This window comes from Pseudomonas sp. LBUM1666 (assembly GCF_059695775.1).
The window spans coordinates 2,606,072-2,629,225 of sequence record NZ_CP166789.1 but is presented as its reverse complement, the minus strand read 5'-3'; the positions used below and the strand labels follow the sequence as shown (position 1 = coordinate 2,629,225).

General features: G+C 60.5%; 23 protein-coding genes. All 23 read left to right on the top strand.

The genetic code is table 11. From position 1 onward, the window contains the following. Nucleotides 1-80 precede the first annotated feature (80 nt). The 23 genes from ACA056_RS11980 to ACA056_RS11870 all read left to right on the top strand — a co-directional run bounded on the left by ACA056_RS11980 (nt 81) and on the right by ACA056_RS11870 (nt 23,150). The gene (locus tag ACA056_RS11980) at nt 81-242 is read left to right on the top strand and encodes a hypothetical protein (protein ID WP_497272956.1); all 162 of its coding nucleotides are present in this window, start codon (nt 81-83) and stop codon (nt 240-242) included. Nucleotides 243-704: 462 nt separating this feature from the next. Continuing rightward, nucleotides 705-1,541, top strand: a complete 837-nt coding sequence (locus ACA056_RS11975) for an ABC transporter ATP-binding protein (RefSeq protein WP_050590200.1) — start codon at nt 705-707, stop codon at nt 1,539-1,541. Nucleotides 1,542-1,580: 39 nt separating this feature from the next. Further along, nucleotides 1,581-2,582 carry an ABC transporter substrate-binding protein gene (locus ACA056_RS11970; protein ID WP_497272954.1) on the top strand — a complete coding sequence of 334 codons (1,002 nt, stop codon included), beginning with the start codon at nt 1,581-1,583 and terminating at the stop codon, nt 2,580-2,582. Between the two features lie 28 nt (nt 2,583-2,610). Then, on the top strand, nt 2,611-3,387 hold the full coding sequence (locus ACA056_RS11965; RefSeq protein ID WP_027923579.1) for an ABC transporter permease: 777 nt from the start codon (nt 2,611-2,613) through the stop codon (nt 3,385-3,387). Next, entirely contained in the window at nt 3,384-4,151 is a 768-nt protein-coding gene (locus ACA056_RS11960) for an SDR family oxidoreductase (protein ID WP_497272952.1), read from the top strand. The genes ACA056_RS11965 and ACA056_RS11960 overlap by 4 nt, the downstream gene beginning before the upstream one ends. A gap of 18 nt (nt 4,152-4,169) precedes the next feature. After that, complete coding sequence (locus ACA056_RS11955; protein WP_497272950.1) at nt 4,170-4,709, top strand: cupin domain-containing protein; 540 nt, start codon at nt 4,170-4,172, stop codon at nt 4,707-4,709. Between the two features lie 4 nt (nt 4,710-4,713). Further along, on the top strand, nt 4,714-5,598 hold the full coding sequence (locus ACA056_RS11950; protein WP_497272948.1) for an alpha/beta fold hydrolase: 885 nt from the start codon (nt 4,714-4,716) through the stop codon (nt 5,596-5,598). Beyond that, nucleotides 5,595-6,431 carry an IclR family transcriptional regulator gene (locus ACA056_RS11945; protein ID WP_082555898.1) on the top strand — a complete coding sequence of 279 codons (837 nt, stop codon included), beginning with the start codon at nt 5,595-5,597 and terminating at the stop codon, nt 6,429-6,431. Before ACA056_RS11950 ends, ACA056_RS11945 begins: the two co-directional genes overlap by 4 nt. Before the next feature lies 1 nt (nt 6,432). Further along, nucleotides 6,433-7,230, top strand: coding sequence for an SDR family oxidoreductase (locus ACA056_RS11940; RefSeq protein WP_497272946.1), 798 nt, complete (start codon nt 6,433-6,435; stop codon nt 7,228-7,230). After that, entirely contained in the window at nt 7,223-8,905 is a 1,683-nt protein-coding gene (locus tag ACA056_RS11935) for a thiamine pyrophosphate-binding protein (protein WP_497272944.1), read from the top strand. The genes ACA056_RS11940 and ACA056_RS11935 overlap by 8 nt, the downstream gene beginning before the upstream one ends. Before the next feature lie 10 nt (nt 8,906-8,915). Further along, nucleotides 8,916-9,719 carry an aspartate dehydrogenase gene (locus ACA056_RS11930; protein ID WP_123368849.1) on the top strand — a complete coding sequence of 268 codons (804 nt, stop codon included), beginning with the start codon at nt 8,916-8,918 and terminating at the stop codon, nt 9,717-9,719. A 10-nt stretch (nt 9,720-9,729) separates the two neighbouring features. Further along, nucleotides 9,730-11,226: an aldehyde dehydrogenase gene (locus ACA056_RS11925; RefSeq protein WP_497272942.1), complete on the top strand. Its 1,497-nt coding sequence runs from the start codon at nt 9,730-9,732 to the stop codon at nt 11,224-11,226. Beyond that, nucleotides 11,223-12,188: a VOC family protein gene (locus tag ACA056_RS11920; protein ID WP_497272940.1), complete on the top strand. Its 966-nt coding sequence runs from the start codon at nt 11,223-11,225 to the stop codon at nt 12,186-12,188. Before ACA056_RS11925 ends, ACA056_RS11920 begins: the two co-directional genes overlap by 4 nt. 13 nt (nt 12,189-12,201) lie before the next feature. After that, nucleotides 12,202-13,344, top strand: coding sequence for an FAD-dependent monooxygenase (locus tag ACA056_RS11915; protein WP_497272938.1), 1,143 nt, complete (start codon nt 12,202-12,204; stop codon nt 13,342-13,344). 14 nt (nt 13,345-13,358) lie between these two features. Next, on the top strand, nt 13,359-13,676 hold the full coding sequence (locus ACA056_RS11910; RefSeq protein ID WP_123368846.1) for a hypothetical protein: 318 nt from the start codon (nt 13,359-13,361) through the stop codon (nt 13,674-13,676). Between the two features lies 1 nt (nt 13,677). Beyond that, entirely contained in the window at nt 13,678-13,905 is a 228-nt protein-coding gene (locus ACA056_RS11905; RefSeq protein WP_027923567.1) for a recombinase-like helix-turn-helix domain-containing protein, read from the top strand. Nucleotides 13,906-13,926: 21 nt separating this feature from the next. Next, the gene (locus ACA056_RS11900) at nt 13,927-14,961 is read left to right on the top strand and encodes a Rieske 2Fe-2S domain-containing protein (RefSeq protein WP_497272935.1); all 1,035 of its coding nucleotides are present in this window, start codon (nt 13,927-13,929) and stop codon (nt 14,959-14,961) included. Next, nucleotides 14,958-15,395, top strand: a complete 438-nt coding sequence (locus ACA056_RS11895; protein WP_497272933.1) for a Rid family hydrolase — start codon at nt 14,958-14,960, stop codon at nt 15,393-15,395. The genes ACA056_RS11900 and ACA056_RS11895 overlap by 4 nt, the downstream gene beginning before the upstream one ends. A gap of 3 nt (nt 15,396-15,398) precedes the next feature. Then, nucleotides 15,399-16,358, top strand: a complete 960-nt coding sequence (locus ACA056_RS11890; protein ID WP_497272931.1) for a PDR/VanB family oxidoreductase — start codon at nt 15,399-15,401, stop codon at nt 16,356-16,358. 1,232 nt (nt 16,359-17,590) lie between these two features. Then, complete coding sequence (locus tag ACA056_RS11885) at nt 17,591-18,820, top strand: putative porin (RefSeq protein WP_497272929.1); 1,230 nt, start codon at nt 17,591-17,593, stop codon at nt 18,818-18,820. A gap of 351 nt (nt 18,821-19,171) precedes the next feature. Continuing rightward, complete coding sequence (locus tag ACA056_RS11880) at nt 19,172-20,470, top strand: sialidase family protein (RefSeq protein WP_497272927.1); 1,299 nt, start codon at nt 19,172-19,174, stop codon at nt 20,468-20,470. Then, complete coding sequence (locus ACA056_RS11875; protein WP_497272925.1) at nt 20,467-21,081, top strand: hypothetical protein; 615 nt, start codon at nt 20,467-20,469, stop codon at nt 21,079-21,081. The genes ACA056_RS11880 and ACA056_RS11875 overlap by 4 nt, the downstream gene beginning before the upstream one ends. 32 nt (nt 21,082-21,113) lie before the next feature. After that, on the top strand, nt 21,114-23,150 hold the full coding sequence (locus tag ACA056_RS11870) for an LTA synthase family protein (protein ID WP_497272923.1): 2,037 nt from the start codon (nt 21,114-21,116) through the stop codon (nt 23,148-23,150). Nucleotides 23,151-23,154: the final 4 nt, after the last annotated feature.

Sequence of the window (23,154 nt, the reverse complement as noted above, 5' to 3'; positions counted from 1 at the left end):
CGACAAAAGGCAACCCTCACAACGTCATCGTCCAGCCGCCCACCCCGGCTGCCGCCCGAAGTCTTTGAACAGCTCAAAATGTGAAGGAACAATTGCGAATTCTGGAAGACCTGCAACCGATGCCCGTGCAGGCGATGGAGCAGATTGCGGAGTTGCGGAGACAGGCCTGCGAAAGCGCCGATTTCACTGAAGGGCTGGCGGCGTTCACCGAGCGCGGGCCGGCGGTGTTTAGCGGTAAATAGCACACAGAACTGAAAGCTTCTGTGTTTGTTCGGGCCTCATCGCGAGCAAGCTCGCTCCCACAGTTGATCGGCGTCGACACATAACCCTTGTGGGAGCGAGCTTGCTCGCGATGAGGCCCGAACGAACAACACCAATCCGGACCCAAAATACAAAAAGCCGCCCCCATCGTTTCATATGTAAAACAAAACCCTCTATTTCTCCCCTCTCCGCGTTACCTCAACAACCCCTTCTTTCTCGCCGTTTCCCATGGCATGCACATTCGATGTGAAATTTCGTGCCATACAAGAAACCACGTTTCGTATATGAAACAAGTCAAAAACATCAAAAACTTCGCAACTCATTAATAACCAAGGCTTTTCTAACAACAATTCAACCTGGCATTGGGGTGGCATTGTTCATGCACTAAACACCGTATCACCTATAAAACAGACCAGAGACCCTTCCCAATGGCTGTGAACGAGATGTACGCCATCGCCCCTCAATGGAATAAACCCGCTCCCAAGGAAGATCTGGAGCCCATCGAAATTGAATTTCGCAATGTCGGCAAATGTTTCCCGGCCAAAGGAAAATCCGAAGCGCCGTTTGCCATTCGCGACGTCAATTTCAAGATTCGCCGCGGTGAAGTGGTGTCGATCATCGGCCCTTCCGGTTGCGGCAAAAGCACCATCCTCAACATGGGCTCCGGCCTGTATCGACCTTCCGAAGGCGAAGTATTTGTCGGCGGTGAAGCGGTCACAGGTCCGGTTCGCCAAGTCGCTTTCATGTTGCAAAAAGACCTGCTGATGCCATGGCGCAGCATTCGTCGCAATGTCGAACTGGGCCTGGAAATTCAAGGTGTACCGGCCGCCAAGCGTCAGGCCGTGGCCAAAGATCTGCTCGATCGCTGCCACCTGCAAGGCTTTGCCGACCACTACCCGTTCCAGCTGTCGGGCGGCATGCGTCAGCGTGCGGCCCTGGCTCGTACCTTGGCCATCGACCCGCAAGTGCTGTTCCTCGACGAGCCGTTCTCGGCCCTGGATGCGCAGACCAAGATGATCCTGCAGCAGGACATGGCGCGGATGCTGTTCGATGAAAAGAAAACCGCCCTGTTCATTACCCATGACCTGATCGAAGCCATCGCCATGTCCGACCGGCTGCTGGTCATGAGTGCCCGCCCGGGCACCATCATCGAAGAAATCAACGTCGACCTGCCGTTTCGCGACAACCCGCTGGAGCGCCGCAAGCTGCCGGAGATCGGTCCTCTGGCCGGTCGCCTGATGGAGTTGCTGAAAGTCGGCGAAGACACCGAACTGCATTGATCAACGCCCTTGCGGCCATCAACCGATTCAGGAGTACGCATGTTCAAGTCTCTGTTTCAACGCTTCAGCCAGGCCACCGGCATTGCGCTCGGCCTGGGCATGGCCTTCGCCGCGCAGGCGCAGCCCACCGACGTGACCTACTTGTTGCCGGCGCCGCCGAACTCGCCGGCGTTCGCCCCGTGGATCATTGCCCAGCAAAAGGGTTACTACGCCGCCCAGAACCTGAATATGACCTTCATCGCGGCCAAGGGCGGTGTGGACGTGGCGAAGCAGATCGGTGCCGGTAACGCCATGCTCGGCGGTGCCCTGGGTGATACTCCGATTGTGGTGCGGGCCAACGGTATTCCGGTGCGCTCCGTCGCCGTGCTGGGCGCCGGCGGTGTGACCATGATTGCCACCAATGCCGCCGAAAATATCAACTCGATCACCGACCTCAAGGGCAAGACCATGACGGTGATGTCCTACTCGGACACCACCTACTACGCCTTGCTTGCCTCCCTTCGCAAAGCAGGCCTGAGCAAAACCGACGTGAACATCCAGGCGGCCGGCCCGTCGGGTGTCTGGCAGTTGTTCTCGGCTGACAAAGCCCAGGCGATGGCGGGCGTACCGGACTGGGTGGTCAACGCTGAAGAAGCCGGTGTGAAGATCAAACTGATCCCGCAATCGCAAATTTTCGAAAGCATGGCCCAGGCGATCCTCGCTTCGGACGACGCCATCAAGACGCACCCGGAGATTGTTCGCGGCGTGGTCCAGGCCACCCTGCAAGGTATGCGCGACATCATTCAGGACCCGCGCGCCGCGGCGGTCACCTTCGCCAAAGCTGTGCCCGCCTACGCAGGCAAGGAAGATTCGCTGGAGAAGGTCTTCAAGCTTTACGTCGAACACGTCTACGCCAATCAAACCGTACTGGGCCGCATCGATCCGGCGCGGCTGGAAGCGGTCCGCACGTTCTATGTCAGCGAAGGCATCGTCACCCAGGAACCGAAGCTCGACGACCTGTACACCAACCAGTTCATCGACACCCAAACAGCTGCGCAATAACGGCGAGTGACAACAAGGTAACGACACGATGAAAAACCTCAATAACTCCATGCTTGGCAGCGTTGCACTGCTGATCCTGTTCCTGGTGCTCTGGCAATGGGGCCCGGGACTGCTCGGCATGCCTGAATTCGTCATGCCGCACCTGAGCCGCGTGGCCCAGGAAAGTGTGGTGATGTGGCAAACCGGCGGCTTGCTGCAACATACCTTGATCACCGCATTCGAGATCATCGTCGGCTTCGGTCTGGGCGCTCTGCTCGGCGTGGCGATCGGTGTTTCGCTCGGGCTCTCCCCCGCTGCCGAAGCCATGCTGTCGCCTTACATTCTGGCCCTGCAAATCGCCCCCAAAGTCGCCTTCGCCCCGCTGTTCGTGATGTGGCTGGGCTACACCATCTACCCGAAGATCCTGATCGCAATCCTGATTGTGTTCTTCCCGGTGATGATCAACGTGCTGTCGGCCATCCGCACCGTAGACCCGGACATGATCAACCTGGTCCGGACCATGAACGCCAGCCGCTGGCAGATCTTCCGCCTGGTGGAGTTCCCTTCGGCCATGGCCGCGCTGTTCTCGGGCCTGCGCATTGCCTCGACCCTCGCTGTGATCGGCGTCACCGTCGGTGAGCTGGTCGGCGGCAACCAGGGCCTGGGCTTCCTGCTGGTCGATGCTGAAGGTCAGGGCAACACCGCGGGCGTATTCGTCGCCATTGTCATGCTCACGCTGATCGGTGTGCTCTCTTACGGCGCGGTGGTCTGGGCCGAGAAGCGCGTTCTGCATTACATGCCCAAAGCCATGCTGAGTACGCAATGATGACGGCCCTCAATCGTTTGCTCGAAGGCCGCCGGATCCTGGTCACCGGGGGCGCCCGCGGATTGGGTTATGCCTTTGCCCAAGCCATCGGCCGCGCCGGTGCCCACGTGGTGATCGCTGACATTCTTGCCGAACGCGTCCAGCAATCGGCCACTGAGCTCGTCGCCGAAGGCCTGACCGTGCATGGCGTGACGGTTGATCTGGCGCAACCCGATTCGATCGATGCCTGCGTGGCTGAAGCCACCCGCTTGCTCGGCGGGCTCGACGGTCTGGTGAACAACGCTTCAATCACCAATTCCGGCGGCAAGACCTGCGAAGAGCTGAGCCTCGATACCTGGGATCAGGTCATGCAAGTCAACGTGCGCGGCACCTGGCTGATGACCAAGGCGTGCCTGCCAGCCCTGCGCGCCAGTGGTCATGGCGCCATCGTTAACCTGGCGTCCGACACGCCGCTGTGGGGTGCGCCCAACCTGCTGGCCTATGTCGCCAGCAAGGGCGCAATCATCGCGATGACCCGCAGCCTGGCTCGCGAACTGGGCATCGACAACATCACGGTCAACGCCATCGCGCCCGGCCTGGTGCTGGTCGAAGCCACCGCCTACGTACCCGAAGCACGTCACCGTTTGTACAACGACCACCGGGCCATTCAACGCCCGCAACTTCCCGAAGACGTCAGCGGCGCCGTGCTGTTCGCGCTGTCCGACCTCGCCCGATTCATCACTGGACAAACCCTGCCGGTCAACGGCGGGTTCGTCATGCCTTGACTTGATCTGGAGATAGCCATGACCGATCTATCCGCACAACAAACCGCCCCGAAAAGCTGGGAACAGCCAGCCGGCAGCGATCTCGAAAGCTGGATGAAAACCCGCATCGCCCGCTACGACACACGCAAGTACGACTGGAACGCGCTGAAGTTCCAGGCCGACTACGACCCGAAATTCCGCCGTGCGCAAATGCGCTACATCGGCACCGGCGGCACGGGCGTGAGCACCGACATGAACACCATTCCGTCGGAGAACTTCACGTTCTCCACCATGGTGATTCCGGCCGGTCACGAAGGCCCGCCGCACCTGCACACCGACGTTGAAGAAGTGTTCTTTGTGCTGCGCGGCAAACTCAAAGTGGTGATCGAGAAGGACGGTGAGCGTTTCGAAACCATCCTCACCGACCGCGACGTGATTTCCGTGCCGCCCGGCGTGTACCGCGAAGAGATCAACATCGGCGATGAAGACGCGCTGATGTGCGTGATGCTCGGCGCGAAAAAACCGCTGACCCCGACCTACCCGCCAGAACACCCTCTGGCCTCGATCAAGCGCGGATAAACCCATGTCGTACGCCATCGATAATCTCGTCCCGCCGCTCACGGCTGAGCTCCAGGCACAACTGGCCCTGAACTTTCCAGTGCGCACGCTGGAGATCGCAGGCGGTCGCCAGGCCTTTCGCGAATGCGGGGCCGGGCCGGCCATTGTGTTGTTGCACGGGATCGGCTCGGGCTCGGCGTCGTGGTTAGAGGTGGCGCAGGAGCTTGGCCAGAGCGCCCGGGTGATTGCCTGGGACGCTCCCGGCTACGGTGATTCCACGCCGCTGCGATCGCTGGCCCCCGACGCTTCGGACTACGCCGAACGACTGCTGCAGATGCTCGACGCACTGGGCATCCAGCGCTGTGTGCTGGTGGGTCACTCCCTCGGGGCGATTACCGCCACGGCGTTCGCCAGCGGCGTGCAGCAGCAACGGATCAGCCGGCTGGTCTTGATCAGCCCAGCCCAAGGCTATGGCCATCCATCACGTGCCTTGCAACGTCAGGAAGTGCGCAACAAACGCCTGCGTGCCCTGGAACAACTGAGCATTCAGCAGATGGCCGAGCAACGCAGTTCCTACATGCTGTCACCCGCCGCCAGCCCGAAAGCACTGGCCTGGGTGCGGTGGAACATGGCGCGGCTCAATCCCGATGGCTATCGCCAGGCCATTGAACTGTTGTGCTGCGATGACCTGCTGCGGCACCCACCGCTGTCGATGCCTTGCGAAGTGCATTGCGGCGAAGCCGACGGTATCACGGCGCCCGAAAGCTGCCTGACCCTGGCCAAGGCGTTGGGCGCCACGTTCAACCTGATTGCCGATGCCGGGCATGCCAGCCCTATTGAACAACCTTATGTCGTGGCAGGCCGTCTGGCCTTTGCCATTAAAGAATCCCTGACAGGTGCATCTCTATGAACGATTCAGATCTGCTGAAGGACGCTCAGGACAAATACATCGTGCCGGGCCTGGAGCGCGGCCTGCTGCTGCTCTGCGAATTCAGCCGGCGCAATCGCACGCTGACCGCGCCGGAACTGGCCCGGCGTCTGGCGCTGCCACGCTCGACCATCTTTCGTCTGCTGACGACCCTGGAAACCATGGGCTTCGTCACCCGCAGCGGCAATGAATACCGCCTGGGCATGTCGGTGCTGCGCCTGGGCTTTGAATACCTGGCTTCGCTGGAGCTGACCGAACTGGGCCAGCCACTGCTGGCACGTTTGTGCGACCGCCTCAACTACCCGAGCAACCTGGTGGTGCGCGATGGTCGTTCGATCGTTTACGTGGCCAAGGTCTCGCCGCCGTCAGTGTTCTCCAGCGCGGTCAACGTCGGCACTCGCCTGCCCGCCCACGCCACTGTCCTCGGGCGCATTCTGCTCGAAGACCTGTCGCTGGCCGAGTTGCGTGAGCTGTACCCGGAGGAACACCTGGAGCAGTTCTCGCCATGCACGCCGAAAACTGTGATGGAGCTGTTCGACCTGGTTCAGGCCGACCGCCAGCGCGGTTTCGTCAGCAGCGAAGGCTTCTTCGAGTCAACGATCTCGACCGTCGCCGCCCCGGTGCGCGATGAGACGAGCAGGATCGTCGCCGCGCTGGGCGTCACGATCCCGACCGCACAGATCGCTCACGTCAACTTCAACGAGTTGCTGCTGCAAGTGCGCCGTAGCGCCGACGAACTGTCGCGACTGCTCAACTACAACAGCGCTGCTGCCCATGACGGTCAGCACCGCGTCACTGCGTTGATGAGGGATTGAAATGAGCCTTTATCAACTGCAAGACAGCACTGCAATTGTCACCGGCGGCTCTTCGGGCATTGGCCTGGCCTGCGTCGAGTTGTTGCTCGAAGCCGGTGCGGCCGTGGCCTTTTGTGGCCGGGACGAAAACCGGCTGCGCAGCGCCGAAGCCGAGTTGCGTCAACGCTTCCCGGAAGCACGGCTGCTCGCCCATGTTTGCAACGTGCTCGATGCGGACTCGGTGAAGGCGTTTGCCGCGGCTAGTCTGGCCGCACTGGGCCCGGCCAGCGTGCTGATCAACAACGCTGGGCAAGGTCGGGTGTCGACCTTCGCCGACACCAGCGATAGTGCCTGGACCGAAGAGTTGAACCTGAAATTCTTCTCGGTGATCAACCCGGTCCACGCCTTCATGGCACAGCTGCAACGCCAGCCGAACGCGGCCATTGTCTGCGTCAATTCGCTGCTGGCCAGCCAGCCGGAACCGCACATGGTCGCCACCTCGGCCGCTCGCGCCGGGGTCATGAACCTGGTGCGCTCGATGGCCACCGAATTTGCCGGTCAGGGCATTCGGGTCAACGGCATCCTCATTGGTCTGGTTGAGTCCGGGCAATGGCGCCGACGTTTCGAGGCCCGCGAAGAGCGGGACCTGGACTGGACCCAATGGACCGCCCGGCTTGCTCAACAAAAACACATTCCCTTAGGGCGCCTGGGCCTGCCGATTGAAGCGGCCCGCGCGATCCTGTTTCTGGCCTCGCCTCTGTCGGCTTACACCACAGGCAGCCATATCGATGTTTCTGGAGGCCTGTCCCGCCATGCGTAATGAAAATACTGTCACCGTTGGCGCTGCCATCACCGCGTTTCTCGAGCAGTGCGACGTCAAGGCCGCGTTCGGCGTGATCTCGATCCACAACATGCCGATCCTCGATGCCTTTGCCGTTCGCGGAAACATCCGCTTCGTCATGGCTCGCGGTGAAGCCGGCGCCACCAACATGGCCGACGCCTATGCCCGCACCACCGGCGGCCTCGGTGTCTGCCTGACGTCCACCGGCACCGCAGCCGGCAACGCCGCAGGCGCCATGGTCGAAGCGTTGACCGCCGGCACACCGCTGCTGCACATCACCGGGCAGATCGAAACACCGTACCTGGACCAGGAATTCGCCTACATCCACGAAGCCCGCGACCAACTGACCATGCTCAAGGCGGTGTCGAAGGCTGCATTCCGTGTACGCAGCGTCGAAACCGCCATCAGCACCCTGAAACTGGCCGTGCAAACCGCCCTGACCGCTCCTACCGGGCCGGTCAGCGTGGAAATTCCGATCGACATCCAGTCGACGTTTATCACGATGCCGACCGACCTCTCACCGCTGCCGATTCCAGTGGCCGTCCCCGCACCCGAAGCGCTGGACCTGGTGGCCGAGCGTCTGGCCACGGCCACCCGTCCACTGCTGTGGCTCGGCGGTGGCGCGCGGCATGCCGGGCCGCAAGTCAAACGCCTGCTGGACATGGGCGTCGGCGTGATCACCTCGACCCAGGGTCGCGGCGTGGTCAACGAAGATGACGAGCGTTGCCTCGGCGCGTTCTCGCAAAACAAATTGGTCGAGCAGTTCTTGCAAAGCTGCGACGCCTTGCTGATCGCCGGCTCCCGTCTGCGCAGCAACGAAACCTTCAAGTACGCGTTGAAATTGCCACGCAACACCTTGCGCATCGACGCCAACCCGGCCATCGAAGGTCGCAGCTACAACAGCGAATTATTCATTTGTGGTGATTCGGCACTGGCCCTTGAAGGCCTGGCGGATCGTCTGGAAGGTCGCCTGCAGATCGACCCGACATTCCTCGCTGAACTCAAGGACGTCCGCGAAAAATCCCGCACTCAATTGATCGCCGACCTCGGCCCGTACTCGGCCATGGTCGAACAGCTGCAAGCCATCACCGGGCGCAATTTCTCCTGGGTGCGCGACGTCACGCTGTCCAACAGCATCTGGGGCAACCGCCTGCTGACCCTGTTCCACCCGCGCGCCGGCGTGCATGCCCTCGGCGGCGGCATCGGCCAGGGCCTGTCGATGGGCATCGGCGCTGCTGTCGCCGCGGCTGAAACGGCGCCTGAGCGCAAGGTCTTCGCCCTCGCCGGTGACGGCGGTTTCATCCTCAACCTCGGCGAACTGGCGACGCTGGTGCAAGAAAAAGCCAACGTGGTGATTCTGCTGATGAACGACCAGCGCTACGGCGTGATTCGCAACATTCAGGACGCGGTCTATGGCAGCCGTCACTGCTACGTCGACCTGCACACGCCGGATTATTCCAAGCTGGCGGAATCGCTGAACCTGCGCCACGGCCTGGTCACCGACCTGAAGGATTTCGGCCGCGTGGTCGACGGCGCACTGGCTCAACCCGGCCCGTTCCTGCTGGAAGTCGACATGCTCGCCGTCGGCAGCTTCGCCACCCAGTTCGCCGGTCCGCCCAACAGCGAAACCAAAGCGCAAAAAGCCACGGCCTGAGGACTTCGTCATGTTGCATATCACCATGATCGGCTGCGGCGCCATTGGCGTCGGTGTGCTCGAACTGTTGGAGAAGGATCCGCAGCTGTGCGTTGACTACGTCATCGCTTCGGCCGGCTCTGAAGAACTGGTCCGCCAGCGGCTGGCCAGCTTCAAGCAACCGCCACAGGTGCTGACCGCGTTGCCGGCCGATGCCCGCCCGGACCTGTTGGTCGAGTGCGCCGGCCACCGCGCCATCGAAGAACATGTATTGCCCGCGCTGGAGCGTGGCATTGCCTGCCTGATCGTCTCGGTCGGCGCGCTGTCCGAAGTCGGCCTGGTTGAACGCCTGGAAGCAGCGGCCGAACGCGGCCAGACCCGCATCGAGTTGCTGCCCGGCGCCATCGGCGGCATCGACGCCTTGTCGGCGGCCAAAGTCGGTGGGCTGGATTCGGTCAATTACACCGGCCGCAAACCGGCTAAAGCCTGGAAAAACACCCCGGCTGAACAGGCCTGTGACCTGGACAGCATTACCGAAGCTACGGTGATTTTTCAGGGCAGCGCCCGGGAAGCGGCACGGCTCTATCCAAAAAACGCCAACGTCGCAGCGACCTTGTCGCTGGCCGGGCTCGGCCTGGATCGCACCCACGTGACGCTGATCGCCGACCCGCTGAGCGAGGAGAACGTCCATCACTTCGAAGCCCGCGGTGCCTTCGGCGGTTTCGAACTGAGCTTGCGTGGCAAACCGCTGCTGGCCAACCCGAAGACCTCGGCGCTGACCGTTTACAGCGTCGTCCGCGCCTTGGGCAACCACGCCCATGCGATTTCGATTTAGGGGACAGTCGATGACTCTCGAACAGACTTTACCGATCTGCATTGCCGGCGACTGGCGCCTCGGTCGCGGCGAGCGTTATGCCACGTGCTACCCCGCCACGGGCGAAGCCGTCGCCTGGCTGAATGCCGCCAGCGTCGACGACGTTGAAGACGCCGTGCAAGGCGCCCATCAGGCGTTTTTGCACAGCGGCTGGGCGCAGCGCAAACCTCACGAACGGGCCAGCGTGCTGTACCGCATCGCCGAGCTGATCCGTGAGCGCAGCGAAGAGCTGGCGCAATTGCAGCGCCAGGACAATGGCAAACCGATCAACGAAACCCGTGCCCTGGTGGCCAGCGCCGCCGGCACGTTCCAGTTCTTCGCCTCGGCCTGCGAAACCCTCGAAGAAACCATCACGCCATCGCGCGGTGATTTCGTCAGCATGAGTGTGTACGAACCGATGGGCGTGATCGCCGCGATCACCCCGTGGAACTCGCCGATTGCCAGCGAAGCGCAGAAGGTCGCTCCGGCACTGGCAGCGGGCAACGCGGTGGTGATCAAACCGGCGGAAATCACCCCGTTGATGGCGTTGCAACTGGCACGCATCTGCGAGGACGCAGGCTTGCCGAAAGGCCTGCTCAGTGTGCTGCCAGGCAAGGGTTCGCTGCTCGGTGATGCGTTGACGCGCCACCCGCTGGTCAAGCGCGTGTCGTTCACGGGTGGCACCAAAACCGGCAAGCACATTGCCCACATCGCCGCTGACAAGATGATGCCGGTGTCACTGGAACTGGGCGGCAAATCGCCGACCATCGTCCTTGATGACGCCGATCTCGATCACGCGGTGGCGGGTGTGCTGTACGGCATCTTCAGCTCTTCGGGCGAAGCCTGCATCGCCGGCTCGCGGTTGTTCGTCGCCCGCGCGTTGTATGAGCCGTTCATGTCGCGTCTGGTGGCCGCTGCGGCCGAACTGCGCGTCGGTGATCCGGCCGATGAACGTACCCAAATGGGCCCGTTGATCAGCGCCGGCCACCGCGAGTCGGTGGAGCGTTATGTTGCTCTGGGACTGGCCGAAGGTGGGCGCCTGTTGCTCGGTGGCAAGCGTCCGAGCGGCGGCGTGTACGACCAGGGTTATTACTACCCGCCGACCATCCTCGAAGGTTTGAACAACAGCCAACAGGTCTGTCAGGAAGAGATCTTCGGTCCCGTTCTGGTGGCGATGCCCTTCGATGACGAAGCGCAATTGCTCGAGCAGGCCAATGACAGCCTGTACGCGCTCGCTGCTGGTATCTGGACCCGCGACTACAAACGCGCCTGGGCGCTGGGCCGAAAAATTCAGGCCGGTACGGTGTGGATCAACACCTACAAACAGTTCTCGATTTCAACACCGTTCGGCGGCTGGCGCGACAGCGGTCTGGGCCGTGAAAAAGGTCGTCTCGGCATCCTGCAGTACATGGAACAGAAAAGCCTTTATTGGGGCATGAATGAACAGCCGCTGGCCTGGGCCGGTGTGCAACGAGAGGTTGGGTTATGAGCGTTTTAGGCATTGATGAAGTCACCTACGGCGTCGAGGACCTCGACACCAGCGTGCGTTTTTTTAGCGACTGGGGCCTGACGAAAGTCAGCGAGCAGCCTGACGAAGTGATCTTCGAAACCCTCAACGGTTGCCGCGTGGTGCTTGCCGACATCAACAAGGCAGGGTTGCCGCCCGCCATCGAAGCCGGTTCGACCGTGCGCGAAGTGGTCTGGGGCGTCGAAAGCGACGCTGACTTGAAGCTTTATAGCGAACGAATCGCCAACGATCCGGGCTTCATCGAAGCGGATGGGCGCATCGGTTGCACCGACCCCAACGGCCTGGCGATCCGCCTGCAAGTGACCCGCAAGCGTGAACTGGAGATCGAGTGCAGCGGCCATAACACCTGGCAGACCAAAGGCCGGATCAACAAAGCCGCACCGATCTACGACCGCGCCACGCCGATCGAAGTCGGCCATGTGGTGTTTTTCGTCAAGGACGTCAACGCCTGCGAAGCCTTCTACCACGAGCGCTTCGGCTTCCAGGCCTCTGACCGTTATCCGGATCGCGGGGCGTTCCTGCGCACCGCCGAAGAAGGTGGCCACCACGACCTGTTCATGCTGCAACTGCCCGCCCCTCGTGCCGGCCTGAACCACGTCGCCTTCACCGTGCGCGATGTGCACGAAGTATTCGGCGGCGGCATGCACATTTCCCGCCGCGGCTGGGCAACGGAAATCGGTCCGGGTCGGCACCCGGTGTCTTCGGCGTTCTTTTGGTACTTCAAGAACCCGGCCGGCGCGCTGGTCGAGTACTACGCCGACGAAGACCAACTGACCGGCGAATGGGAACCGCGCGCCTTCGAGCCTGGCCCGACGATGTTCGCTGAATGGGCGATTGCCGGCGGCATCGATGGCAATACCCGACGCCAGCAAAACGTCGAAGCGCCGCAAGGCAAGTTCCTCACCGACAAACCGAAACCTTGAGCAGGATTTACTCATGTCCTCACTGAATATCGCGATTGCCGGGGCCGGTATCGGTGGCTTGACCGCCGCCATTGCCCTGCTTCGCGCAGGCCATAACGTCACCGTATTCGAACAGTCGAAAGCCTTTTTGCGGGTCGGTGCCGATATCAACCTGACACCGAATGCCGTACGTGCTCTGGATGGTCTTGGGGTGGGCGCTGCCGTGCGCATTCCGGCCGCTCGTCCAACGCACCGGATCAGCCGTCTGTGGGACAGCGGCGAGGAAACTTCGCGCCTGGAAATGTCCGATGCCGCCGAACAGAAATACGGTGCACCGCAACTGACCATTCACCGCGCCGATCTGCTGGCCGCGCTGGCGGACGTCTTCCCGCAAGAACAGGTGAAGTTTGGCAAACGCGCCGAGCACGTCGTGCAAACCGCCGACAGTATCGAGTTGCGCTTCAAGGATGGCAGCCGCCACGTCACCGATCTGTTGATCGGCGCCGATGGCATCCATTCGGTGGTGCGTAATGCGCTGTTCGGTGATGAGCAACCGCGCTTTACCGGGGTGGTCGCATACCGCGCCGTCGTACCTGCCGAACGCGTGGCCCATGTACCGAACATTCAGGCGTTCACTAAATGGTGGGGCCCTACCCCACAAAGCCAGATCGTGACGTTTCCGCTGAACCAGGGTCGGGACATTTTTATCTTCGCCACCACCGCTCAGGACAGCTGGCATGAAGAGTCCTGGACCAGCGCCGGCGATGCCGATGAGTTGCGCAGCCACTATCAAGACTTCCACCCGGATGCTCGCGCCCTGCTGGATGCGTGCAACGAGGTGCTCAAGACCGCGTTGTATGAACGCGATCCGCTGCCGTTCTGGTCCAAGGGCGCGATGACCCTGCTGGGCGATGCCTGCCATCCGATGATGCCGTTCATGGCGCAAGGCGCCGGTCAGGCGATCGAAGACGCGGTGGTGCTCGCTCGCCATTTGCAAGACCTGACCAGCACCGCGCAGATCGCCGATGCCCTGCAGGCTTATCAGCAGGCACGGCTGCAACGCACCAGCCAGATCCAGATCGGCTCGCGCGGCAACCAATGGCTCAAGGATGGCGGCAACGCCGACTGGGTTTATGGCTACGACGCCTGGAGCGTGCCGATGCCGAACGTGGCGTGAGCAGGACCATAGCCATGAGCGAGACCTTGCTGGTGACCGTGCTGCTCAAGCACGACCAATCAAAGAACCTGGAAGAGATTCAGCGGCACATGAAGCAGCAGGATTGGTGGGAGCGGTTTCCCCCGCAAGGCGTCGAGGTGGTGTCCTGGACCGTGGCCATGGGCCTGGGCCAGATCGTCACTCTGCGTTTGCCGCCGAGCCTGCTACCGACCCTCAACGTCGAGCTCGAACGCTCCGCCTGGGGTGTGTTCAGCACCGAAGTTTTCCCGACGTATGACTTTATTCCCGTGCGCGAAATGATCCGTGAACGGGTACGTAACGGAGGTCAATGAGATGAGCAATACCGAACCCTACCTGGAGCCCCATCAGGCCCGCAAACGTCCCAACACCCAATTCGAAGAGTTGCTCGGCGACTCCATCGAACGCGCCTTTGGCAACGGGGTGACCGAGTTGCCCGACCTGCTCGCGCACCTGAATCTGGCCGGGCCGCCCTGCCCGCTGACCACCGGAGAGTGGACAGCAGACGCCTATAAAACCCTGATGGCTCGGCTGGGCGAATGACCCGCCGGAGGACAATAAGAAATGAACATGAATACAACCGTCGATCCAGCTGAAAACCTCTTGGCCAACGGGTTGAAAAACCTTTGGTTCCCGGTTCTGCCCTCCGATCAATTGGACGAAAAACCGGTGTCGATTCGCCGTCTGGGCTACAAAATCGCCCTGTGGCGCGACAATGACGGTAGCGTCCACGCCCTGGAAGATCACTGCCCTCATCGCGGTGCGCCGCTGTCCCAGGGTCCGGTGCTGGGTGACCGTCTGCAATGCCCTTATCACGGCGTCGAAGTGCGCTGTGACGGCACGGTTACCAAAGTCCCCGGCAGCCCCGGTTGCAAGCTCGAAGGCAGCCGCCCGACACGCATGTTCCACACCCGTGAAGCCGCTGGCGCCATCTTTCTGTACAACGCTGCAGATCCGCACGTGGACACCCCGCCGGAGCTGGTCCTGCCAGAGCAACTGACCTCCCCGGAATGGAGCAGCTTCCTCTGCTACACCGAGTGGAAAGGCGATTATCGCTATGTGATCGACAACGTCATGGACCCGATGCACGGCACCTACCTGCACAAGATGTCGCACTCCATGAGCGAAGGCGAAGCCACCGCCAAGTTCGTCACCCGCGACACCGACTATGGATTTTTCTTCGAGAAAGAAGGCCAGCGCGGGGTGAATTTCGACTGGACCGAGTTCATGGATAACGGCTGCCACTGGCTGCGTCTGGAAATCCCCTATCCGAAAACTGGCGGCCCGGGCGGCAATTTCACCATCATCGGCAGCTACACACCGAGCAGCCGCTCCTTGTCGGCGGTGTTCCACTGGCGTTGCCGCCCACTGACCGGCTGGCAGCGCGACACCTGGCGTTTCCTCTACAAAAATCGCCTGGAAGCACGGCACTGGGCGGTGCTGGAACAGGACCGGGTGCTGCTCGAATTCATGGAGCCGGACGCCAACCAGCGGGAAAACCTCTACCAGCATGACCTCGGTGTGGTGCGTCTGCGCCGCTACCTGAAAAACGCGGCCAAGGCCCAACTGGAGCTGATCGACGCGAAGCAGTTGCCATGAACGCAGCCGTGCAACGTGTTCAGGCCGGCTCGTTGATCGAGCCGGCCAGCGCCACCTGGTCGAATGCCTTGCTGATCGGCAATGAAGTGGTGATGTCCGGCATGACCGGCCATCCCGCTACACGCCTGGCTGTTGTGGCTGACGCGCCGCTCGATGCCTACGCCCAGACACTTGTCGTGCTGAACAAAGTCCGGGCGCTGGTTGAAGCGGCGGGTGGGCATGTCGGCAACATTTACCGTTTGACGGTGTATGTCACGGCAATCGCCGACAAGGATGAAGTGGGCCGCGCGCGCCGTGACTTCTTCGAAGGTCAGGCCGTTTTCCCGACCTCAACGCTGGTCGAAGTCAGCGCACTGGTGTTTCCCGAACTGCGGGTGGAGATCGAGGCCAGTGCGCGTCTCGATCTCGATTTGCGTACTGTCGAAAAGAGGTGACCGATGTCCCATTCCTCCCCCCTCACCGCTCGCGTGCACACGCTGCGCTATGAAGCCGAAGGCATCATCAGCGTCGAGTTGCGGCCGTTTGGCGACACGGTGTTCGCCCCGTTTGAAGCTGGCTCGCACATCGACCTGCATTTACCCAACGGACTGGTGCGCAGTTATTCATTGCTCAACTCGCCGAGCGATCGAGGCCGTTACGTGATCGGCATCCTGCGTGATCGCAACAGCCGCGGCGGCTCGGAATTTGTGCACGCGCAACTGCGGGTCGGCATGCAACTGCCGATCTCGTCGCCGCGCAATAATTTCCAGCTCGACCTGAGTGCCAAACACAGCGTGCTGGTGGCCGGCGGTATCGGTATCACACCGATTTACTGCATGTTCCGCCAACTGCTGGCGCTGGGAAAATCCGCCGAGCTGATCTACTGCGCCCGCTCGCGACAGGAAGCCGCGCTGGTTGAGGAACTCAGCGGCTTGAGTGCCAAAGTCGTCTATCACTTCAACGATGAAAAGGGCATGCCACCAGACCTGAGCGCTTATCTGGCCGATCAGCCCAGCGATACGCACTTCTATTGCTGCGGTCCGACGCCGATGCTCGATGCATTCGAAAGCACCTGCGAAGGCCTCGGTTACCCTCATGCGCATATCGAGCGCTTCGCGGCGGCCGAATTGCCACCGTCTGAAGACGCGCAGAGCAGCTACAGTGTCGAACTGAAAAAAACCGGCAAGACGCTGTCGATCGAGCCCGGTTTGAGTTTGCTCGACGTGCTGCTCGAGGCGGGTTGCGACATCGAATACAGCTGTCGCGAAGGGGTGTGCGGTTCGTGTGAAACACGGGTTCTGGAAGGTGATGTCGACCACCGGGACGGCGTGCTGACCAAAGCCGAGCGTGCGGCCAACACATCCATGATGGTGTGTGTGTCGGGTTGCAAGAGTCGGCGATTGGTACTCGACCTTTAAACACAGGGTTTCAGGCAGCCCCCCATAGATTGGTGGTGGGGGCTGACCGGGGGCTTTGATTGGGTGAATATCCGTTTTTTTGGCCGTGTCTGCTGACGGTTTCGCTCTTACAGCGAGTCACTTGGAAGAGCCCCAAGTAACCAAGGGCTCTTGCCCCGCCATTCGGTGCCTCGCCCAGGCTCGGCATGCCCTCACTCCGGCATTGCTCCGGGGGCCCGCCGCCATCGGCCATCCATGGCCGGGGGCGGCTACCGCGGCATCCTTGCCGCGGTGCCCCCTGCGCAATACCTGCGTTCGGCCTCTGGGAAAGGGGCGGCAGATCCGAAGCCAAAGCAAAGCAAAGCAAAGCAAAGCAAAGCAACGACAACATCAACAGCATCGCGGGCTAGCCCGCACACACATTTGGATGGGGTACACCTGCAAGAGATTGGTCGGCTACCAGGCCACCATCGCAGCGATGCGGCGACCCGACAAGCCAGCTCCCACAATGAATCGGCGTACAGCTTTTGCTTCTCACCACTCAACAGGCCGAGCGTTAGCTCGCCTGCAGCTTTTGATCTTGATGCACCGCCCTCTCGAGAGGCCGAGTGGAGGTTCTGCGCAGTGGGCAACCCGGCATGGATGCCGGGTTAGCCGCCCCCGGCCATGGATGGCCGATGGCGGCGGGCCCACGGAGCAGGACCGGAGAGAGGGTATGCCGAGCCTAGGCGAGGCACCGAACGAAAGGGGCAGAAGCCCTTGGTTACTTGGGGCTCTTCCAAGTGACTCGCTGTAAAAGCGAAACCGCCAGCAGCCGCTCCCGCAGAAATGGATATGCCCCCCATCCCGCACCAATCCCATCCCACCCCAAACCTTTCTTGAATGAACAGCAATTGCGCCATTTTTGTAGGCCTTTTTTATGCGCGTGAAATAAAAAACGCACAGTGAACGTGCAGTTTCGTTACCCCTTGACGCGCCTGTTTCATGGGCAACACAAACAAATACGTTTCCCATATAAACAATTGTTTTTATTGAGTTTTTAAGCACCCGAAAGCGCTTCCGCAGTTGGCATAGTTTCTGCTCAGGTAACCATGAGTTCATAGGCCATACGCCGTATTACCCATGAAACAATAAAAACAGAAACGCACTTAATCAAAGCAACACTCAACGTTATCCGCCCATCGCCACTTTCAAGGCGAACGGAACAGTGTTGCCGGTCACTTTGTAGCGTTCAATTGAGCAGCGGAGTCAACATGAAGCATTACGTTATATGTATGGGACTGATGATGAGCAGTTGCGTGAGCTTCGCCGGTGAACCCGGTCCCGCTGCGCCCGTGACATCGACGACCGGTAAAAAGCCGTTTCCGCATTTCGCCTGGCGCAGCGACGATGGCGAAAGCAGCCTGGACATCGGCGGAGCCCTGCGGACCAACTACCGCGACGAGCATTGGGACACCACCGAAAACAACGGGCGTTTCCTCTTCGACACCTTCCGCGTCGACGTACAGGCGACCTACAAAAATCTCTATAGCGATGTCGGCTACTGGTTTCAGGATGACGGCAAGCGCTCCATTGACCGCGGCTTCGTCGGCTACCGCCTGAACAGCAACTCAAACCTGCAACTGGGCGCGCCGTTCAAACCGTTTGGCCTGGAACCCTATCCGCAATTTGGCTGGAGCTATCACCTGCCCTTCTTCATGGGCTATGGCGTCAGCGCCGGCACAGGCTTGAAATACAGCTACAAGGATCAGGACTGGGATCTGCAACTGGGGTACTTCCCGCGCATGTTGCCTTCCGACATTCGCTACTCGCCGGAAGTCGGGCGTTACGCAGACCTCAAGGACAATGCGATCCCCTTCACCCAGTCGCGCCAGGACAACGAGAAACACAACCAGATCAACGCCCGGGTCGCGCGGACCTTTATCAATGACGGCTGGAAAACCGAAATCGGCGCGTCGGTGGCCACCGCCCAGTTGTACAATGCCACCACCAAAGACGACGGCGATTACTGGGCCGGCGGTATCCACGCGATCATCAACGCCGGCGCGTGGACCGTCTCCACCCAAGGCATTCGCTACGAGTACGACCCCAAAAACCCTGCCGGTGTCAGCAACGACTCGGTGCTGATGGGCGGCAACGGCCTGACCCCGGCGTACCTGATCGCCTCCAAGGCCACCATTGCTTCGCTGAACGTCGGCTATGACATCCCGACGCCAAAGCTTGGGCAACTGAAGAAGATCAAGCTGTACAACGACTACAGTCGCATGATGAAAGACAAGAGCGGTTGGGACGACTCGCAGATGTACACCGTCGGCGCGCAGTTCCTGGCCATGCCGATCATGGCGTGGGTCGACCTGACCTGGGCAAAAAACGCCAACCCCTATGGCGGTGCGGAGAACGGTACGGGCTTTACCAATACCCGTTCGGTTGGCAGCAATCAGTGGTATTACCGGACCAACGTCAATATCGGGTATTACTTCTGACCCCGTTATCGCCGAGTCCCCTGACGCCCGTCTATTCGAACAACTCGAATAGCCGCCGCGTCAGTCGGCTCTGCAGGTTCGAAACTGCTCTTGATCAGCTTCGTTTTCTGTTTCTCGCCGTTCATGTCCGGTTTTTTCGACCAGCGGTGCAGATCGCCCTTCCGCCCCGCTGGCTCGAATCGATATCCCTCTAGTCCGGTCGTTTCAGCCTGCCCGTTTCGTGTTGTTCATCGACCGGGCAGCACGCTACAAACAATTGCTTACAAATTAGAAAATCATAAAACCCGATCGTGTACTACCGAGTGTTAGTTTGAGCGCTTTATCGGGCCATGAGATGCCAAAGTCTTAATTATGCGCATCAAACTTCCCAGCATTCCTGCCCTCGGTGCATACCTTGCACTTTCTTGTCTGTTTGCGGCCGCGTGGTTCGTCAATCCTGCCAATACGCATTCCTCCTTTGCCCTGATAAGTCCAGTGATGGCAGTGGCCGGCCAAGTGGCCAAGCCCATTTATACCAGCCGCTTCGCCTCCTCCGGGCTGGTGGATTTTGTGCATTCCTCGGCGGTGACCGCCTTACCCGACGGTAGTCTGATGACGGTCTGGTTCGCCGGCTCCCGCGAAGGCGCAGCCGATGTACAGGTGCGCTCCGCCCGGTTCGACCCGAAAACCAGCGAGTGGGGTGCAGAAAAGGTATTGGCGACTCGGGATTCGACCCAACAGGGCACGCGAAAATACATTCGCAAGCTGGGCAATCCGGTGGTTGCCCTCGCGCCGGATAATCGCGTGTGGTTGTTCTACGTGTCCGTGTCCATGGGTGGCTGGGCCGGCAGCGCGGTCAATGTGATGGTTTCAGACGATTTCGGTGAAAGCTGGTCCGCCCCGCGCCAGCTGATCACCTCACCCTTTCTGAACATCAGCACCCTGGTCCGGTCGGCACCGGTGTTTCATGCCGACGGCTCCATCGGCTTGCCGGTTTACCATGAGTTTCTGGGCAAGTTTGCCGAGTACCTCTACTTGAGCGCAGACGGCGATGTGATCGACAAATTCCGCATCAGCCACGGCAATAATTCATTGCAACCCACGGTGGTTCCGCTGGACGGCCAGCGCGGCATCGCCTTGCTGCGCTATGCCGGCGACACCCACCACCGTGTTCTGGCGACCCGCACCGAAGACGCCGGTCAAACCTGGAGCGAACCTTATCCGCTCGACCCCTCGAATCCGAACTCATCGTTGGCCGCCGTCGCGACGCCCGAACATGGGTTGCTGGTGGCGCTCAACGACCTGCAGGAAGGACGCTTCAAGCTGAGCCTTTATGGGACCGACGCGAAAATGGACGATTGGCGCTCGTTGCGGGACCTGGACAAGTCGCCTGATCCCGAAGGCGCTCCGTTTTCTCCCGAGGCCTACAAGGAAATCATCGGTAAAGAGTTTCGCGGTTCCAGCGGCGCGCTTCGTCAACCGCTGGAGGCACAGTTCCTGGATAACCTCGACAACCGTGTCTGTAAAAGCCAAGGGTGTGAGTTTGAATATGAATACCCGTACTTCATCCGCAGTCCCGACGGTATGTATCACTTGGTTTATTCCTGGAACAACACCTTCATCAAGCACGTCACCTTCAACGATGCCTGGCTCAACGAGCGTCGCAAATGATCAGCCTGTGGCAAGCCCATGTCAGCTTCGCAATGATCATCTTTCTGGTGCTGCCTTCTTTCGGCTTGCCCAGGACCTGGCGGATCGCACTGTTGGCCGCATTGCTGGCAGTCAGCTTCATATCGCTGGACGGGTTATCGTTGGCCGCCTATTTGCGCAGCTACATTGATGACCTGGCGATCACCTCAATGGTGTTCATGGCGTGGGGCTGCTTGCGTCGGCTGGACATCCTGCCGCCTGCACGGGGTAAAACCGGCGTATTGATCCTCTTCGCCGCGATGGCCCTGGTGCTGTACCCGGCAACCCTGGGCATGAGTGTCCTGGACCCCTATAGGTTTGGCTACAGCCCGCGCCCCATGCTGATTTTTGTCGCCGTGCTGACACTGGGCCTGTTTTACCTGCGCAACGGCCTGGCCGTCGTGATGCTTGCCTGCGCGACCCTGGCCTTCATTGCCGGGATCAAACCTTCGCAAAACTATTGGGATTACCTGGTTGATCCGCTGCTGGGTCTGTATTGCTGCATGGCCCTGCTGATGCTCGCCGTGCGCTGGACGTATCGCCGGGCAACCAAGCGCCGCGGTGCAATGGGCGATGTGTCCAGTTCCGTTTGAGATTTAACGACTTTATTAACAGGGGAACATGGATGGGTTGGTTGCACTCGAGACGTTTACATTACTGGCTGGGCGCGACAGCGATTACGTTCGCGCTGTTTGCTGTGCTTCGGGTCATGTTTTTTTTCGGCTATTCCGGTTTCGACGCCAACGCCCTGATCGACAAAAATGACGTCCTGGAAACCCTGGGGATCGGCTTTCGTTTCGATCTGCGCCTGGCCATCCTGGCGATGTTGCCGTTGGCGTTGCTGGCCTGGATTCCTCGCTGGAACCTGATCGGCAGCCGTCTGCTGCGCCGCATCGCCCGCGTGTATCTGGTCGCGGCCCTGAGCGTCCTGCTGCTGATTTACATCATCGATTTTGGTCATTACGCCTACCTGGGCGTGAGGATCAACGCCACCGTGCTGCGCTTCATCGAGGATGCGCAAATATCCCGTGACATGGTCTGGCAGACCTACCCGGTGATCTGGATTTCACTGGGTTGGCTGGCAACGGTCGCGTTGGTGACATTGGCTCTGGTGCGTCTGGAACGCGTAACGCTGGACCGCCCTCGCAAAGTCATTCGCCAGCTCTCCGCGACATTGGGTGGCGCGTTGATGGTCGTGGCGGTGCTGTTGGGCATTTTAGGTCGTGTCGAAAACATGAACCTCGAAAACCCGGTCCCGTTGCGCTGGAGCGATGCGTTTTTCTCGGGCAATAACCAGGTTGCCGCGTTGGGCCTGAACCCGGTGTTATTCCTCTACGACACGGTCAAAGTCGGCCAATCGCGCTATGACGAAGCGCAGGTGCGCGAGCACTACGCGGTGATGGCTAACTACCTGAGCGTGGACAAGCCCGACCCGCAAACCCTTGATTTCGTCCGTCACCAGGCGCCACAACCCTATAAAGTACCAGGCTCGCGGCCACCGAACGTGATGTTCGTCATGCTCGAATCGCTGGGCACCAGCGCTGTCGGGGCCTACGGCAACCCGATCAATCCGACGCCGAACATCGATCGCCTGGCCACGCAAAGCTGGTTCTTCGAGCACTTCTATGTGCCGGTGACGGGGACCGCAAAAACCGTCTGGGCCAGCATCAGCGGAGTGCCCGACGTCACCCGTCAGGAAACCGCGACGCGTAATCCGTTGATCACCAAGCAAAACACACTGATCAATGCGTTCACCGGTTACGAGAAGATCTACACCATCGGCGGCAACTCCGGCTGGGCCAACATGAATGCCTTGATCCGGCAAAGCATCGACGGCGTTCGCTTGTTCGAAGAGCGGGACTGGAAGTCCCCGGTAGTGGATGTCTGGGGGATTTCCGATCTGGATCTGTTCAAGGAAACCGACCAGATCCTGCAAGCACTGCCCAAGGACAAACCGTTCTTCGCCTATGTGCAGACCGCCGGCAACCATCGTCCCTTCACGATTCCCAAGACCAATGATGGATTCGAGGTCAAGCACCCTACCCTGGAGGAAGTACAGGCCGCAGGGTCGCGCAGTGTCGAGCAGTACAACGCCGTGCGTTTGCTGGACTTCAACATCGGACGCTTGATGGAAATCGCCAAAGCAGGCGGCTGGTATGACAACACCATTTTCGTGCTGTTTGGTGACCACAACACCCGAATCGCGCAGATCCCGTTCCTGGCACCGGCTTATGAGCAACTGGGTCTGGAAAGCAACGCGGTGCCGATGATCATCCACGCGCCGGGTTTGCTGGGAACGCGTAAGGTCGAGGAAGCGGTCGGCCTGGTGGACTTGCTGCCCACCGTGGCAGGCATGGCCGGCCTTGAGTTTCGCAACAGCGGCATGGGCCGTGACATTCAGCAGCCTGCGCCCGAGGGTGAGCGTGTGGTACCGCTGGTACTGCGTGAGGGAACGTTCCCGCTGATTGCCGGCGTGACTCAACACTACATGGTGCAGATGGAGCATGACGGCAGCTCGCCAAGTCTCCATGACCTGGCCTCACCGACGCCGCTGGACAACGTCGCCGAGCAAAACCCTGAAGAGTTCAAACGCCTGTCGCAACTGACCCGCGCCATGCACGAAACCTCAAGGTTGATGCTGTACCAGAACGTGCGTAAGTAACGGC